Raw genomic sequence first — 14,378 nt, forward strand, 5'->3', positions numbered from 1 at the left:
AACGTTACGTGCTATGCCTGGGAGAAGTGTGTGAGTGGCCTGTGAACCTTCTGGGACAGGCGATACGCGCACGCACGGGCCCGTCCACCACCCCGGTCCGACGTTATGGGCGTCGCTATGTCCGTGGAGCGGTCAGGAGGTCGGCCCCGCCGTACGATGGGTCACACGGGCCGCCGCGGGCGGCCGACCACCCCGCGACCGACGAGGAGAGCCACGACGTGAGCGACCAGCAGCGCCCCGAGCAGGACGGCTTCGTGTTCACGCCACGCAAGAACGGCCAGGCGCAGTCGGTCTCCGACGAGCTCGCCGCGTGGATGCGCACGGGGTGGGCCGACACGGAGCGCCGCGACCTGGAGCCCGTCGAGCAGGCCGAGCACACCGCCCGCCGTCGCGCCGCGATCAGCGCCGCCTTCCCCGGCGACCGCCTCGTCGTCCCCGCCGGACAGCTGCTGACCCGGTCCAACGACACCGAGTACCCCTTCCGGGCCGCCACCGACTACGCCTACCTGACCGGCGACACCTCCGACGGCGGCTGCCTGGTGCTGACCCCGCGCGCGGACGGCGGCCACGACGGTGTCCTCTACCTCAAGCCGCGCTCCGACCGCGACAACGGCGAGTTCTGGCTCGGCCACTACGGTGAACTGTGGACCGGCCGCCGCAACAGCCTGGACGAGGCCGCGGACCTGCTGGGCGTGGCCACCGCCGACGTGCGCACGCTGCCCGATGCCCTGCGCTCCGGCGACGTCACCACGCGCATCGTGCGCGGCCACGACGCCGAGCTGGACGCGATCGTGGACGGGCTGCGCGCCGACGCCGACGACGAGGCCCGCGCCAAGTCCGCCGAGCTCGACGAGGACCTGGGCGTCGCCCTGGCCGACCACCGCCTGGTCAAGGACCGGTGGGAGATCGACCAGCTGCAGCTGGCCGTGGACGCCACCGTGCGCGGCTTCAACGACGTGGTCGCCGCCCTGCCGCACGCCAAGGACACCTCCGAGCGCTTCATCGAGGGCACGTTCTTCCTGCGCGCCCGGGTGGAGGGCAACGACGTCGGCTACGGCACCATCGCCGCCTCCGGTGCCAACGCCACCACCCTGCACTGGACCCGCAACGACGGTCCGGTGCGCGACGGCGACCTGCTGCTGCTGGACGCGGGCGTGGAGACCACCACGCTGTACACGGCCGACGTCACCCGCACCCTGCCGGTCTCGGGCGCCTTCACCGACCTCCAGCGCGAGGTGTACGACCTCGTGTACGCCGCCCAGGAGGCCGGGATCGCCGCCGTGGCGCCGGGGCGGCCGTTCACCGACTTCCACCGGGCCGCCCAGCGCGTACTGGCCGAGGGCCTGATCGCGTGGGGCCTGCTGGAGGGCCCGGTCGACCGGGTCCTGGAGCAGGGCCTGCAGCGCCGGTACACCCTGCACGGGACGGGCCACATGCTCGGCCTGGACGTGCACGACTGCGCGGTCTCCCGCCAGGAGGTCCACCTGTACGGCGAGCTGAAGCCGGGCATGGTGCTCACCGTCGAGCCGGGCCTGTACTTCCAGCCCGACGACCTCACCGTGCCGGAGGAGTACCGGGGCATCGGCGTGCGGATCGAGGACGACGTCCTGGTCACCGAGGACGGTCGCCGCGTCATGTCGGCGGGGCTGCCGCGCACCGCCGCCGACGTCGAGGCGTGGCTGGCCGACCGCATGCCGCGCGCCTGAGGTCCCAGCGCGCGACAGCCGGGGGAGGCGCCCGTTCGGGTGCCTCCCCCGCGCGTGGGGGACCGGTCTCCGCCAGTGGGGGCGGATCCCCGCCGCCCAGGAGGACCTGGCCACGGCCGAGCGGCTGCTGCCGGATCGCGATGACGTGTGGCATTCCCGAGCATCCTGTGTTCTTGTGAGGAACATGAGGGACGACCGGATCCGGCATCCGCTCTTCGCCCGCTTCTACACCTGGGTGGCGGGGGCGATGGACGACGCCGGACTGGTCGGACACCGCCGCGCGCTCCTGGCCGGGCTCAGCGGCCGGGTCCTGGAGGTCGGGGCGGGCCACGGGCCCAACTTCCCCCACTATCCGCGCACCGTCGACCACCTCACCGCCGTGGAGCCCGAACCCCACCTGCGCCGCACCGCCCAGGGCCGGATCGCGACCGCGCCCGTGCCGATCACCGTCCTCGAGGGCCGTGCCGAACGCCTCCCGTTCCAGGCGGGCCGGTTCGACGCCGTCGTGGTGGCGCTCGTCCTGTGCTCGGTGGCCGACCAGGGCACCGCTCTCGCGGAGATCCGCCGGGTCCTGGTCCCCGGCGGCCGGTTGCGCTTCCTCGAACACGTGCGCGCCGACACCGCCCGGATGTGCCGCACCCAGAGGTGGATCGACGCGACCGTCGGTCCGCGCCTGCTCGGCGGCTGCCACTGCGCCCGGGACACGCTGACCGCGATCGAGCGCGCCGGGTTCACCGTGACCGCGCTGGAGAACTTCCTGTTCCCCCACGCCCGCACGCCGCACTCCTTCCACGTCCGTGGCGAGGCGACCCGATCCTGACCCGTGCGGACCACGAGCCGGTGTGACGTGTGTCCTGATCTGAGGCGATGTGTCGTGGCAATGAAAACGGTTGTCATATGCTGTCGGTCGTCGCTCCGCGCCGCGCGCCGGAGCGCGCCCCCTCCCGCACGTCCCCTGGAAGAAGTCTCCCGTGCACGTCAGCAGACCCCTGACCGGCGCCTGCCTGGTCCTCGCCACCGCCCTCACCCTCACCGGCTGCTTCCCGTCCGGCGAGCCGACCGCCGCGACCGACGACCGCGTCTCGGTCGCGATGCTCCAGCCGCCCCGGTCGGCGCTGTCACCGCTCAGCGACGACGCGTTCAAGCTCTCCCGCTGGAGCACCGCCGAGACCCTCGTCGTCCTCGACGAGGACGGGGACCCCCAGCCCGCGCTGGCCACCGACTGGACGCAGGTCGACGACACCACCTGGGAGTTCACCGTCCGCGACGGCGTGCTCTTCCACGACGGCACCGACCTGACCGCCGACGCCGCCGCGCACGCCCTGGAGTACGCCGCCCAGGCCGCACCCCAGCCCCGCATCCTCGACGGCGTCGAACTGACCGTCACGGCCGAGGGCGACACCCTCACCGTCGCCACCGCCGACGAGGACCCCCTCGTCCCGCACCGGCTGTCCTCCCCGCAGCTGTCGATCCTCGCCGAGAGCGCCTACGACGGCGACACGGTCAGCCCCGTCGGCACCGGCACCGGCCCGTTCGAACTGGTCGAGGTCAACGGCACCACCTCGGCCCGCCTGGAGCGGTTCGACGACTACTGGGGAGACCCCGCCGAGCTCTCCGGCATCGACGTCACCTTCGTGCCCGACGGCACCGCGCGCGCCGCCGCCCTGCGCACCGGCGAGGCCGACGTGGTCGAGGCGGTGCCCGTCTCCCAGGCCGCCCTGCTGGACCAGGAACTGCTGACCGAGGTGCCGATGCCCCGCACCAACACCCTCCACCTCAACACCGGGAACGGCCCGTTCACCGACCCCGGGGTGCGCGCCGCCGTACGCGAGGCCATCGACCGCCAGGCACTCGTGGAGGGCGTCTACGAGGGCCGCGCCGACGTCGCCGAGGGCCTGCTCGGCCCGGCCATCCCGTGGTCGGCCGACCGGCCCGAGCGCACCGGGTTCACCGAGGCGACCGACCCCGGCGGCGCCTCGATCACGCTGGCCACCTACAGCGACCGGCCCGAGCAGCCCGAGATCGTCACCGTCCTCGCACAGCAGCTGGAGGACGCCGGCTTCGAGGTGGAACAGGTCGTCCGCGAGTACGCCAACATCGAACAGGACATGCTGGCCGGGGAGTTCGACGCGTTCGTCCTCTCCCGCGCGACCGTCCTGGACTCCGGCGACCCGCTCGCCTACATGGCCAGCGACTTCTCCTGCGAGGGCTCGTACAACATCGCGCGGCTGTGCGACGCCGACGTCGACGACCTGCTCGCCGAGGCGGAGCCGCTGGCCGCGGGCGCCGACCGGCGCGCCGCGATCCTGGCGGCCGAGGCGGAGATCCTGGCCACCGACGCCGCCCTCCCGCTGCTGCACGAGCGCGTCATCCAGGGCGACGCCGCGCACGTCGTGGACTCGGCCAAGGACCCGCGCGAGCGCCTACTCGTCACGCCCCGGACCCGGCTGGGCTGATGGGGGCGTCCACCTCGCCGGGCCTCTCCTGGCTCGGCCCCCTGGCCTCCCGCCTCACCGCGCTGGCCGCCGTCACCGTCGTGGTCGGCCTGCTGCCGTGGCTGTCGGACCGCGACCCCGCGCTGGCCCTGCTGCGCGCCAGGTCGGCCGAGCGGGAACCCACCCCCGAGGCGCTCGACGCCATCCGGGAGGAGTACGGCCTGGCGGACGGGCCGGTGGTCCTGCTCGCCCGCTGGTTCTCCGGCGTCCTCCGGGGCGACCTGGGCACGTCCTGGGTGTCGGACACGCCCGTCCTGCCGTCGGTGCTGTCGGCCACGGGCGTGTCCCTGTCCCTGATGGGCGCCGCCCTGGCCGTCGCGCTCGCCGTGGCCGCCGCGCTGTTCGCCCCGTCCCTCGTCCGCGGCGTCCGCGGGAGCGCCCGCCCGGCCGGATCCGGCGGCGGAGCCCTCGCGGCCGCGCTGACCGCCCTGCCGGAGTTCCTCGTCGCCATCGTCCTGATGGTGGTGCTGTCGGTGTGGCGGGGTTGGCTGCCGCCGTACGGCTGGACGGGACCGGAGCACCTCGTCCTGCCCGCGCTGGCGCTCGGGCTTCCGGCCGGCGGACTGCTCGGCCGCCTGGTCGACGACGCGCTGCCCTCGGTCCTCAACGAACGCTGGGTGGCGCTGTGGGCGGCCTCCGGCTGCTCACCCGCCCGGATCGCGGGCGCTGTCCTGCGCCGCGCGGTCCCGGCCCTCGTACCCCAGCTCGGCCTGGTCGCGGTCGGACTCACCGGTGGCGCGGTGGCCGTCGAGACCGTCTTCGCCGTCCCCGGGATCGGCCGCACCGCGCTGGGCGCCGCCCGTTCCCAGGACCTGCCGCTGCTCCAGGGCGCGGTCCTGGCGCTGGTCCTGCTCGGCATCCTGGCCGGACTCCTCGCCCAGACCGCCCACCGCCGCCTGCTCGGCCCCGGCCTGCGCGACGCGGCCCTGTCCCTGGCCCCGCCGCCCACCCTCCCCGCCGGGCCGCTGCGCCGGGCGGTCCCCGCCGCGTGCGGCGCGGTCCTGCTCACCGTGACCGTGTGGGGCCTGACCCGCGACCCGCTGACCGTGAGCACCTCCGACCGGCTCGCCGCCCCCTCCTGGGCCCACCCGCTGGGGACCGACGCGGTCGGTCGCGACGTGCTCGCCCGGCTCGGGCACGGCGCGGCCACCACCGTCGGCCTCGCCGCCCTGGTGTGCCTGCTCGGCCTGGCGATCGCCCTGGTCGTGGGGTTCCGTCCGGCGCTCGCGTCGGGCGCCGTCGAGATGACCAACGCCCTGCCCCCGGTGATCGCGGGGATCCTCGTCGCCGCCGTGACCGGCCCCGGCCTCCTGGGCGCGTGCGCGGCCATCACCCTCGTGTCGTGGCCGATGCTGGCCGCCCACACCGCGGCCCTGGTCCAGGAGACCCGCGCGGCCGCCTACCTGACCGCGCAGCGCGCCATCGGCGCCTCGCCCCGCTGGATCCTGCTCCGACACGTGCTCCCCGCCGTGGTCGGCCCCGTCGCCCGGCACGCCGTGCTCCGGCTGCCGGGGATCGCGCTGGCGCTCGCGTCCCTGGGCTTCCTCGGGCTCGGCGCCCAACCGCCCTCCGCCGAGTGGGGACTCAGCCTGTCGGAGTCCCTGCCCTACGTCGAACGCGCGCCGCTCGCCTCCCTGGCACCGGCGGGGATGCTCCTGCTGCTCGCCGCGTTCGCGGTGTCCCTGTCCACCCTGCCCACGGCGGCACGGCCCCGCGACGGCCGCCGGACGCCGACCGCCACACCGCGAGGAGCGCGGCGATGAACCCCGACCCCGTGCTCTCCGTGCGCGACCTGCGCGTCACCCTCGGTGCCCGACAGCGGACCCGCCCGGCCGGAGCCCGCCACGGCCGGGGCGTGCCCGTCGTGCGCGGCCTGTCCTTCGACGTCCTGCCCGGTGAGGCGCTCGCCCTCATCGGGGAGTCGGGGGCGGGCAAGTCCCTCACCGCCCGGGCGGTCCTGGGGCTGGCGCCGCACGGCGCGACCGTCACCGGCAGCGTACGCGTCGGCGGCCGGGAGGTGGTCGGCGCCGCCCCGTCGACGCTGCGTGCCCTGCGCGGCCAGCGGATGGCGCTCATCCCGCAGGACGCCCTGTCGGTGCTCAGCCCCGTGCACACCGTGGGCGCCCAACTCGTGCACGCGCTGCGCTCGGTGCGGCGCCTGACCCGCGCGCGGGCCTGGGAGCGGGCCGTCGCGGCCCTGGACCGGGTGGGGATCCCCGACGCCGCGCGCCGCGCCCGCGCCTACCCGCACGAGTTCTCCGGTGGCATGCGCCAACGCGCGGTCATCGCCATGGCCACCGTGAACGAGCCCGACGTCGTGTTCGCCGACGAGCCGACCACCGCCCTCGACCCCCGCGCCCAGGCCACAGTGCTGGACCTGTTCGACGAGCTGCGCGCCGCCACCGGCACGGCGGTCGTCCTGGTCACCCACGACCTCGCCTCCGTCGCCGGCCGCACCGACCGGGTGGTGGTGCTCTACGCGGGGCGGCACGTGGAGTCCGGTCCCGTGGGCCGTGTGTTCGGCGCGCCGCGCGCGCCCTACACCGCGGGTCTGCTCGCGTCGGTGCCTCCCGCGCAGGCCCGGGACCGCCGCCTGCCCGCGATCGGCGGAGCGCCCCCGTCGCCCCGGGACCTGCCCGACGGCTGCGCCTTCGCCCCGCGGTGCCCCCTCGCCGCCGACCGCTGCCGCACCGACCTGCCCGAGCCCGAACCCACGGGCGACGGCCGCCTGGTCTCCTGCCACCGCTGGCGGGACCTGCCCGACCCCGCCCACACCCTGTTCGCCGGAGGGACGCCATGACCGGCACCGCACCGCCGCTGCTGCGGGTCCGCGACCTCGTCGTGCGCTACCCGGCGCGCGTCCGGGGGACCGAGCCGATGCCGGCCGTCGACGGCGTCTCCTTCGACCTGCACGCGGGGCAGACGCTCGCCCTGGTGGGGGAGTCGGGTTGCGGCAAGTCCAGCACCGCCGCGGCCGTGCTCGGGCTGCGCCGCCCCGAGTCGGGATCGGTCCGCTTCGAGGGCCGGGAGCTGACCGGCATGGACGAACGGACCCTGCGATCCCTGCGCCCGGCGCTCCAACCGGTCTTCCAGGACCCCTACGGCTCGCTCAGCCCCCGCCTGCGCGTGCGCGACGCCGTCGCCGAACCCCTGCGCGTCCAGGGACGCTGGGACCGCCGGACCGGTCCCGCCCGGGTGGCCGAGCTGCTGGACCGCGTGGGGCTGGACCCCGAGTACGGCGACCGGCTGCCGCACGAGCTGTCGGGCGGCCAGTGCCAGCGGGTCGGCATCGCCCGGGCGCTGGCCAGCGAGCCGCGCCTCATGGTCCTGGACGAGCCGGTCTCGGCGCTGGACTCCTCCGTCCGCGCGGGGGTGCTCAACCTGCTCACCGACCTCCAGGACGAGCTCGGCGTCGGCTACCTGTTCATCTGCCACGACCTGGCCCTGGTCCGCCACCTCGCGCACCGCGTCGCCGTCATGCGGCGGGGGCGGATCGTGGAGACCGGCCCGGCCCGGCGCGTGTGCGCCGAGCCCGAGCACCCCTACACCCGCGAACTCCTGGCCGCGGTGCCCTGGCCCGCTCCGGCGGCGCCCGGCGCCCCCGTCGCGAGCGCGCCGTGACCCCGCGCGCCACGGGCCTTCGCACGCGTCCCCCCGGCGTGGTGGACGACCTGCGCGCGGTCGGGCCGGTCTCCCGACTGCTCATCGGATCGCAGCTGGCGTTCAACGTCGGGTTCTTCGCCGTCCTGCCCTACCTGGCCGCCCACCTCACCGACGCGATCGGCCTCGCCGGGTGGCTGGTCGGCCTGGTCCTGGGACTGCGCACGTTCAGCCAACAGGGGATGTTCGTCGTCGGCGGGGCGCTCACCGACCGGTTCGGGGCGCGCCCGGTCGTCCTGGCCGGCTGCGTGCTGCGCGTGGCCGGGTTCGCCTGGCTCGCGTTCGCCCGCGACACCGCGTCGGTCATCGCCTCCGTGCTGCTCATCGGGTTCGCCGCCGCCCTGTTCTCCCCGGCGGTCGAGACCGAGACCGCCCGTCAGGCGGTCCGCCACGAACAGGCCACCGGCACACCGCGCACCCGCGTGCTCGGCCTGTTCTCCGTCGCCGGCCAGGCGGGCACGCTGATCGGTCCGCCGCTGGGCACGCTGCTGCTGTTCACCGGCTTCCCGACCGCCTGCCTCGTCGGCGCGGGCGTGTTCACCCTGGTCCTGGCCGCCCACCTGCGATGGATGCCGCGCCGCGTCCCGGGAGCTCCGGAGCACGGCGACCGGCCGCGCGTGCGGGAGGGCGTGCGCGCCCTCCTCGGCCACCGCCGGTTCCTGCTCCTGTGCCTGGCCTACAGCGGCTACCTCCTCGCGTACAACCAGCTCTACCTGGCCCTGCCCCAGGAGGTGGAGCGCGCGACCGGCACGCAGACGGCCCTGGGCTGGCTGCTGGCGTGGGCGTCGCTGCTCTACATCGTCGCGCAGTTGCCCCTGCTGCGCTGGGTCGGCGACCGCCTGACCCGCCGGGCGGCCGTCCGGTGGGGGCTGGCGCTGCTCGCGGCCGGGTTCGCCGCCGTGCCCGCGCTCGCGCCGCTCGCCTCCCTCGGCGGCCTGCTGCCCTCCGCGGTCCTCGTCACCGCGCTCACCCTCGGCCAGGTCCTCATCGTGCCGACCGTGCGCGCCTGGGTGCCCGATCTGGTCGACGGAGCCCGCCTGGGGCTGTTCACCGGCGCGATGTCGTCGCTGTCGGGGCTGGTGGTGCTCCTGGGGAGTGTGCCCGTCGGTGCGCTCCTGGATCTCGGCGGCCCGGCAGTGTGGATCGTGCTGGCCGCCGTGCCCCTGCTCGGAGCGGCCTGCGTGCCTCAGTCCGTGTCCGCCAGGGCGTCGAGCGCGGCCCGGTAGAAGAGCCCGATCGTGACGGCCCCCGGGTCGGGCACGCCGAGGGCCGCCTCGCCCACGTAGCTCGTCCGGCCCTTACGGCCCAGGATCCGGCTCGTGCCCTCCGCGCCCCGCTCGGCGGCCTCCGCCGCCGCCCGCAGACCCGCCTCCAGGGGGTCGGCCTCCTCCGCCGACCGCTTCAGGGCCTCGGTGGCGGGAGCGATGGCGTCGACCATCGTGCGGTCGCCGACCTTGGCCGACCCCAGCCGGGTGATCGTCGCCCAGCCCTGCGCGCTGGCCTCGGCCACCGCGCCCAGGGTCAGGAAGTCCACCTGCGCCCCCACCTTGGCGAAGTCGCGGAACCACATGCCGAACAGCGGGCCGCTCGTGCCGCCGCTGTGGGACAGGAAGGTGTCGCTGAGCACGTGGAACGGCTCGCCCGGGGTGCTCGGCCGCTCGGGCAGCGCGGCCAGGGCACGGCGCAGGCCGGTCGTCATGTTCACGCCGAAGTCGCCGTCGCCGCTGCGGCGGTCCATCTCGGTCAGCCGATCGTTCGCGTCCTCCACCGCGGCGGCGAAGCCGCGGACCCAGCGGTCGGCGAGTGCGGGGCTGAGCTGGTCGGCCATGTCGGTTCTCCTCTACGGTCGCGGACGGTTCACCAGGTGAGCGCGGGCGTGGCCACGGGGGCGTCCCACAGGTCGAGGATCTCGTCGTCGGCGCGCACCAGCGTCACCGAGCAGCCCGCCATGTCCAGCGAGGTGACGTAGGAGCCGACCAGGGAGCGCGCGACCCCGATCCCGGCCGCGCCCAGCACCCGCCGGACCTCGCCGAACACGCCGTACAGCTCCAGGTCGTGCGTGCTGCCCAGGCCGTTGACGATCACGATGACCCGTTCGCCCCCGGCCAGCCCCAACGCCTCGATGACCGGCGCGGTCATCTGGGGCACGATCGCACTCGCGGGGCCGAACGCGCGGCGCTCGCGGGCCCTCTCCCCGTGGATGCCCACGCCGAACTCGATCTCGTCGGCGGGCAGCTCGAAGGAGGGTTCGGCCTGTCCGGGGTGGGCTCCGGCGGCCAGGGCCACCGACAGCGTCCGGCTGCCCGCCGCCACCCGGCGCCCGAGTTTGGCGAGTTCGTCCAGGTCGGCGCCGCGTTCGGCCGCCGCTCCGCACACCTTCTCGACCGCCACGACGGCGGCCGTGCCGCGTCGCCCCGGGGCGTCGGGATCGTCGGTGTCGGTGGCCAGGTCGTCGTCGACCAGAACGAACTCGGTGCGCACGCCCTCGTCGGCCAGGAGTTCGCCCGCGATGCGGAAGTTGAGCACGTCGCCGGTGTAGTTCTTGACCACGTGCAGGACGCCCCGGCCGCCGTCGGCGGCCAGCGAGGCGGCCTTGATCTGCATGGCGGTGGGCGAGGCGAAGACCGCCCCGGGCACCGCCGCGTCGAGCATGCCCTCGCCCACGAAGCCGACGTGGAGGGGTTCGTGGCCGGAGCCGCCGCCGGAGACGACCGCGACCTTGTCCCGGGCGGGGGCGGCGCGGACGACGTAGCTCGGCTCCGGGCTCCAGCTGACGTGGTGCGGCCACGCGGCGGCGAAGCCCGCCAGGGCCTCGGGCACCACGTCCCCGGGAGAGTTGATGAATTGTCGCCGCATGCCCTGCCCCCGTCGCGTCGCCCCTGTGCCGGCCGGCGTGGCACATCCAACCACGGCGGACCCCGGAGGTGCCAGAGCCGCGCGGGGAGGGGCCCGTCGGGATCGGCGGGGCCTGCGGGTGTTCTCCGCTCGCCGATGGCGACGGGATCCCGGGCGATCGGGCCCGTCGGGCCCGCGGCCTACTCCTCGGAGCCGAACGAGTTGTACTCGCCCGCCCGCTCCTGCCCGGACAGGCCGTGGATGGCGTCCATGATCCGGTCGGTGATCTCCCGGCGCGCCTTGGCGGGGGAGAGGTGGTCGTAGCCGCGGGAGAAGTCCATCGGCGTGCCGAAGCGCACCGTGAACGGGTGCGGGCGGGGGACCGGGGCGCCGATCGGCTGCACGTGCTGGGTCCCGGCCACCGCCACCGGCACCACCGGCGCCTTGGACTCCAGCGCCAGGTGCGCCACGCCCGTCCGGCCCCGGTAGAGCCGCCCGTCGCGCGACCGCGTCCCCTCGGGGTAGACCACGCACGCCTCGCCGTCGCGCAGCCGGTCGAGCATCGTCTCCAGCGAGAGCATCGCGTCGCGGGCGCTGCCCCGCCGCACGGGCATTGCGCCCAGCGACCCGAACAGCGCCTTGGTGGCCTGCCCCTTGACCCCCGTGCCCTCGAAGTAGTCGCTCTTGGCCAGGAACCGGACCCGCCGCGTCCGCACCGCCAGCGGGATCACCACGCTGTCGACGAAGGACAGGTGGTTGCTCGCGAGCAGGACGGCCCCCGTCGCGGGGACGTTCTCCCGGCCCTCGATGGTCGGTCGGCACAGGGTCCGGGCGAGGACCGCCGCGGTCTGCCGCAACGCACCGTAGAGCACGTGTTCTCCCTCACGAAGGTGGTCGGATGTGACCCCAATGTAAGGGCGACCCATGGGTAACAAGGGCGTGGGGCAGGTGAACGGCCTCACGCCGCGGAGCCGGTGATCGGTCACCAGTGCGTCCACGACGTGCGAAAACGCCATACGAAGGGCGTTGTGGACCTTTGCGGGCTCAGTCCGCGCGCCGCCAGTCCGCGTTGGCCCCGCACACCACCAGGCACGGGTTCTCGCCCGGCACCCGACCCGCCAGCCACGCGGCGAAGGGCACCGCCGCGGCCGGTTCGGTCGCGATCCGGAGCTCCTCCCACAGCCGGTCCTGAGCCTGGATGATCTCCTCGTCGCTGACCAGCGCGGGAGTCACCGGGTGGGCGCGCAGCACCTCGAACGGCACCCGGCCCAGGATCGTCGCGCCCAGCGCCGAGGCCGCGACCGAGTCCACGGGACCCGCGACGGGCCGCCCGGCGGCCAGTGCGGCGTGCAGGCTCTGGCAGCCCTCGGGCTCCACCGCGACCACGCGCCGCTCGCCCGCGCCCAACCGCACCCCCGCGACCAGACCGCCTCCGCCCACCGCCACGGCGACGGAGTCGCACTCGGGGGCGTCGGCGGCGATCTCCAGCCCGATCGTGCCCTGCCCGGCGACGACCAGCGGGTCGTCGTAGGCGTGCAGGTAGCGCACCCCCTCGGCCTCGGCCCGGGTCCGGGCGGCGTCGGCGGCGTCGGCGTACCGCTCGCCCACCCGCACGATCTCCGCGCCCGTCGTGGCCAGCGCCGCCGCCTTGGCCTCGGGAACCGTCTCGGGCACGTACACGGTGGCCCGGATGCCCAGCAGCGAGGCCGCGGTGGCCACGCCCAGGCCGTGGTTGCCCCCGGAGGCGGTGATCACCCGGTCGGTGGGCTCCCCGCCGAGCAGGGCGTTGAGGGCCCCGCGCAGCTTGAACGCCCCGGTGCGCTGCAGGTACTCGAGCTTCAGGGTGAGCGGACGCCCGTCGATCTCGGCGCGCATGACCGGAGTGCGGCGGGCGTAGGGAGCGATGCGTTCGGCTGCGGCACGGACGTCGGTGGCCGTGGGCGTGCGAGCGGCACGCGCGGTACTCGGGCTCATGGCCCCATGGTGCCGCTACTGACCATTAACTTAAAGTTGGGTCTGCTAAAGATTGTTAAGCAGAACTTTGTACCTGATTTTGTTGCGCCTAGGGGGAGCGCCCGTGCTCGACGCCAACCGGCTCCGCGTCCTCGTCGAGATCGCGCACGCCGGATCGATCGCCGCCGCCGCCGAACGGCTCTCGTTCACCCCTCCGGCCCTGTCCCAACAACTCACCAAGCTCGAACGCGAGGTCGGCTGCCCGCTCGTGGAGCGGGGGCGCACCGGCGCCACCCTCACCGAGGCCGGACGGGTCCTGCTCGACCACGGCGAACGCGTCATGGGCGAGCTGCGCGACGCCGAGGCCGCCGTCCGCGCCATCGCGGGCGAACCCCCGCGCCGCCTGTCCCTGGGCGCCTTCGCCAGCGCGGGCAAGGTGCTGCTGCCCGACACGCTGGCCGCTTTCGGCCGCGCCCACCCGCACGTGCGCCTGTCACTGTCGGACATCGAACCGCCGGGCGGGTACGGCCTGGTCACCTCGGGCGACCTGGACCTGCTCGTCACCCACCGCTACCCGGGGGCGCCCCTGCCCCGGATCGGCGGACTGCACCGCGAGCGCGTCCTGGTGGATCCGCTCGTGGTCGTCGCCCCGGCCGGGCACCCCGTCGTCCAGCACCGGTCCCCGACCCTGGCCGACCTCGCCGACGAGGAGTGGATCTGCGGCGCCCCGGGCATCCCCAACCGGGTCAGCCTGGACACCGCCGCCACGGCCGCCGGGGTCCGACTCGGCGTGGCCTACGAGACCCGCGACTACGAGGTCGCGCTGGCGCTCATCGAGGCGGGTGTGGGGGTGGCGCTCGTCCCGCGCAGCGTCCTCGGGGCCGCCAGACGGGGAGACTGGGTCAGCCGCCCGCTCCGGGGGGCCCGCCTGGCCCGGGACATCTTCACCGTGCACCGCCGTCGCCCCTCCGAGCCGGTGTCGGCCATGGTGGCCACCCTGCGGCGCACCGCCGCGGGAGTCCTCGGCCGGGGCGAGCCGTCCGCGGAGGACGGCGACGCCTAGCGCGGCGGCGCCCCGGGCGGGAGCGGGGCGTTCCACCGGTAGCGCAGCGCCAGCACGCGGACGGTGAAGCACGTCGCCGCGCCTACGACCGCGACCCACCCCGCGGCGAACCCGGCCACGCTCATGACCACCACGAACCCCGCGCCCAGCACCGCCGGAATCGCGTACAGCCGCGAGTCGGCGCTGAGCACCGTCGGGATCCGGGTCAGCAGGACGTCGCGGATGGTCCCCCCGCCCACCGCGGTCAGCGCCCCCAGGATTGTCGCCTGGAGGGGGCCGACGCCCAGCTCCAGCGCCCTGGTCGCCCCGATCACCGCGAACAGGCTCAGCCCGGCCGCGTCGAACAGCAGGATCGGCTTGTTCAGGTGGTGCAGCCACCAGCTGAGGAAGTACGCGACCGTGGCCCCCATCAGCGCCGTGACCAGGTAGCGCCAGTCCTGGAAGGTCGCCGGGGTCACCCCCAGCAGCACGTCGCGGATGATGCCGCCGCCGATCGCGGTGACCACGCCCAGCGACATCACCCCCACGATGTCCACCCGCGCCCTGCGGATCGCGGTCAGGGCGCCGTCGAGGGCGAAGGCGAACACCCCGAGCAGGTCGAGGACGAGCAGGAAGGTCTGGGTGGACATACGACCGCGCCGTGACGGCGCCCTTTCCGGGGTGACG

The 14,378-nt window shown here is 75.1% G+C and carries 13 protein-coding genes; 8 read left to right on the forward strand and 5 right to left on the reverse strand.

Annotated features, from left to right (window positions below):
- The first annotated feature begins 218 nt into the window (after positions 1-218).
- The 7 genes from ACIBFB_RS09175 (at position 219) to ACIBFB_RS09205 (ending at position 9,087) form a co-directional block, all read left to right on the forward strand.
- Positions 219-1,706, forward strand: a complete 1,488-nt coding sequence (locus ACIBFB_RS09175; RefSeq protein ID WP_397228009.1) for an aminopeptidase P family protein — start codon at positions 219-221, stop codon at positions 1,704-1,706.
- A gap of 184 nt (positions 1,707-1,890) precedes the next feature.
- The gene (locus ACIBFB_RS09180; protein WP_397228011.1) at positions 1,891-2,526 is read left to right on the forward strand and encodes a class I SAM-dependent methyltransferase; all 636 of its coding nucleotides are present in this window, start codon (positions 1,891-1,893) and stop codon (positions 2,524-2,526) included.
- A 151-nt stretch (positions 2,527-2,677) separates the two neighbouring features.
- Complete coding sequence (locus ACIBFB_RS09185; protein WP_397228013.1) at positions 2,678-4,162, forward strand: ABC transporter substrate-binding protein; 1,485 nt, start codon at positions 2,678-2,680, stop codon at positions 4,160-4,162.
- Entirely contained in the window at positions 4,162-5,964 is a 1,803-nt protein-coding gene (locus tag ACIBFB_RS09190) for an ABC transporter permease subunit (RefSeq protein ID WP_397228015.1), read from the forward strand. The genes ACIBFB_RS09185 and ACIBFB_RS09190 overlap by 1 nt, the downstream gene beginning before the upstream one ends.
- Positions 5,961-7,001 carry an ABC transporter ATP-binding protein gene (locus ACIBFB_RS09195; protein ID WP_397228017.1) on the forward strand — a complete coding sequence of 347 codons (1,041 nt, stop codon included), beginning with the start codon at positions 5,961-5,963 and terminating at the stop codon, positions 6,999-7,001. The genes ACIBFB_RS09190 and ACIBFB_RS09195 overlap by 4 nt, the downstream gene beginning before the upstream one ends.
- Positions 6,998-7,822 carry an ATP-binding cassette domain-containing protein gene (locus ACIBFB_RS09200; RefSeq protein ID WP_397228019.1) on the forward strand — a complete coding sequence of 275 codons (825 nt, stop codon included), beginning with the start codon at positions 6,998-7,000 and terminating at the stop codon, positions 7,820-7,822. The genes ACIBFB_RS09195 and ACIBFB_RS09200 overlap by 4 nt, the downstream gene beginning before the upstream one ends.
- The gene (locus ACIBFB_RS09205) at positions 7,819-9,087 is read left to right on the forward strand and encodes an MDR family MFS transporter (protein WP_397228021.1); all 1,269 of its coding nucleotides are present in this window, start codon (positions 7,819-7,821) and stop codon (positions 9,085-9,087) included. Before ACIBFB_RS09200 ends, ACIBFB_RS09205 begins: the two co-directional genes overlap by 4 nt.
- Here the strand turns inward: ACIBFB_RS09205 and dhaL are convergent.
- The 4 genes from dhaL to ACIBFB_RS09225 all read right to left on the reverse strand — a co-directional run bounded on the left by dhaL (position 9,048) and on the right by ACIBFB_RS09225 (position 12,670).
- Complete coding sequence (gene dhaL / locus ACIBFB_RS09210) at positions 9,048-9,689, reverse strand: dihydroxyacetone kinase subunit DhaL (protein ID WP_397228023.1); 642 nt, start codon at positions 9,687-9,689, stop codon at positions 9,048-9,050. The genes ACIBFB_RS09205 and dhaL overlap by 40 nt on opposite strands.
- A 29-nt stretch (positions 9,690-9,718) precedes the next feature.
- Positions 9,719-10,717, reverse strand: coding sequence for a dihydroxyacetone kinase subunit DhaK (locus ACIBFB_RS09215; protein WP_397228025.1), 999 nt, complete (start codon positions 10,715-10,717; stop codon positions 9,719-9,721).
- A gap of 179 nt (positions 10,718-10,896) precedes the next feature.
- Positions 10,897-11,568, reverse strand: coding sequence for a lysophospholipid acyltransferase family protein (locus tag ACIBFB_RS09220; RefSeq protein WP_397228027.1), 672 nt, complete (start codon positions 11,566-11,568; stop codon positions 10,897-10,899).
- A 172-nt stretch (positions 11,569-11,740) separates the two neighbouring features.
- The gene (locus tag ACIBFB_RS09225; protein ID WP_397228029.1) at positions 11,741-12,670 is read right to left on the reverse strand and encodes a threonine/serine dehydratase; all 930 of its coding nucleotides are present in this window, start codon (positions 12,668-12,670) and stop codon (positions 11,741-11,743) included.
- A 103-nt stretch (positions 12,671-12,773) separates the two neighbouring features.
- On the opposite strand from ACIBFB_RS09225, the gene ACIBFB_RS09230 reads away from it, so the two are divergent.
- Positions 12,774-13,712 (forward strand): LysR family transcriptional regulator, encoded by a 939-nt coding sequence (locus tag ACIBFB_RS09230; protein ID WP_397228031.1) that lies wholly within the window; start codon positions 12,774-12,776, stop codon positions 13,710-13,712.
- Here the strand turns inward: ACIBFB_RS09230 and ACIBFB_RS09235 are convergent.
- Positions 13,709-14,341 (reverse strand): trimeric intracellular cation channel family protein, encoded by a 633-nt coding sequence (locus ACIBFB_RS09235; protein ID WP_397228033.1) that lies wholly within the window; start codon positions 14,339-14,341, stop codon positions 13,709-13,711. The two genes, ACIBFB_RS09230 and ACIBFB_RS09235, sit on opposite strands and share 4 nt — an antisense overlap.
- Positions 14,342-14,378 lie beyond the last annotated feature (37 nt).

The organism is Nocardiopsis sp. NPDC050513 (assembly GCF_044457925.1).
GTDB lineage: Bacteria > Actinomycetota > Actinomycetes > Streptosporangiales > Streptosporangiaceae > Nocardiopsis.

Coding starts and splice junctions, on each gene's coding strand:
- ACIBFB_RS09180 (WP_397228011.1), top strand. CDS start 1,891: ATGAGGGACGACCGGATCCGGCATCCGCTCTTCGCCCGCTTCTACACC.
- ACIBFB_RS09190 (WP_397228015.1), top strand. CDS start 4,162: ATGGGGGCGTCCACCTCGCCGGGCCTCTCCTGGCTCGGCCCCCTGGCC.
- ACIBFB_RS09195 (WP_397228017.1), top strand. CDS start 5,961: ATGAACCCCGACCCCGTGCTCTCCGTGCGCGACCTGCGCGTCACCCTC.
- ACIBFB_RS09200 (WP_397228019.1), top strand. CDS start 6,998: ATGACCGGCACCGCACCGCCGCTGCTGCGGGTCCGCGACCTCGTCGTG.
- dhaL (WP_397228023.1), bottom strand. CDS start 9,689: ATGGCCGACCAGCTCAGCCCCGCACTCGCCGACCGCTGGGTCCGCGGC.
- ACIBFB_RS09215 (WP_397228025.1), bottom strand. CDS start 10,717: ATGCGGCGACAATTCATCAACTCTCCCGGGGACGTGGTGCCCGAGGCC.
- ACIBFB_RS09225 (WP_397228029.1), bottom strand. CDS start 12,670: ATGAGCCCGAGTACCGCGCGTGCCGCTCGCACGCCCACGGCCACCGAC.
- ACIBFB_RS09235 (WP_397228033.1), bottom strand. CDS start 14,341: ATGTCCACCCAGACCTTCCTGCTCGTCCTCGACCTGCTCGGGGTGTTC.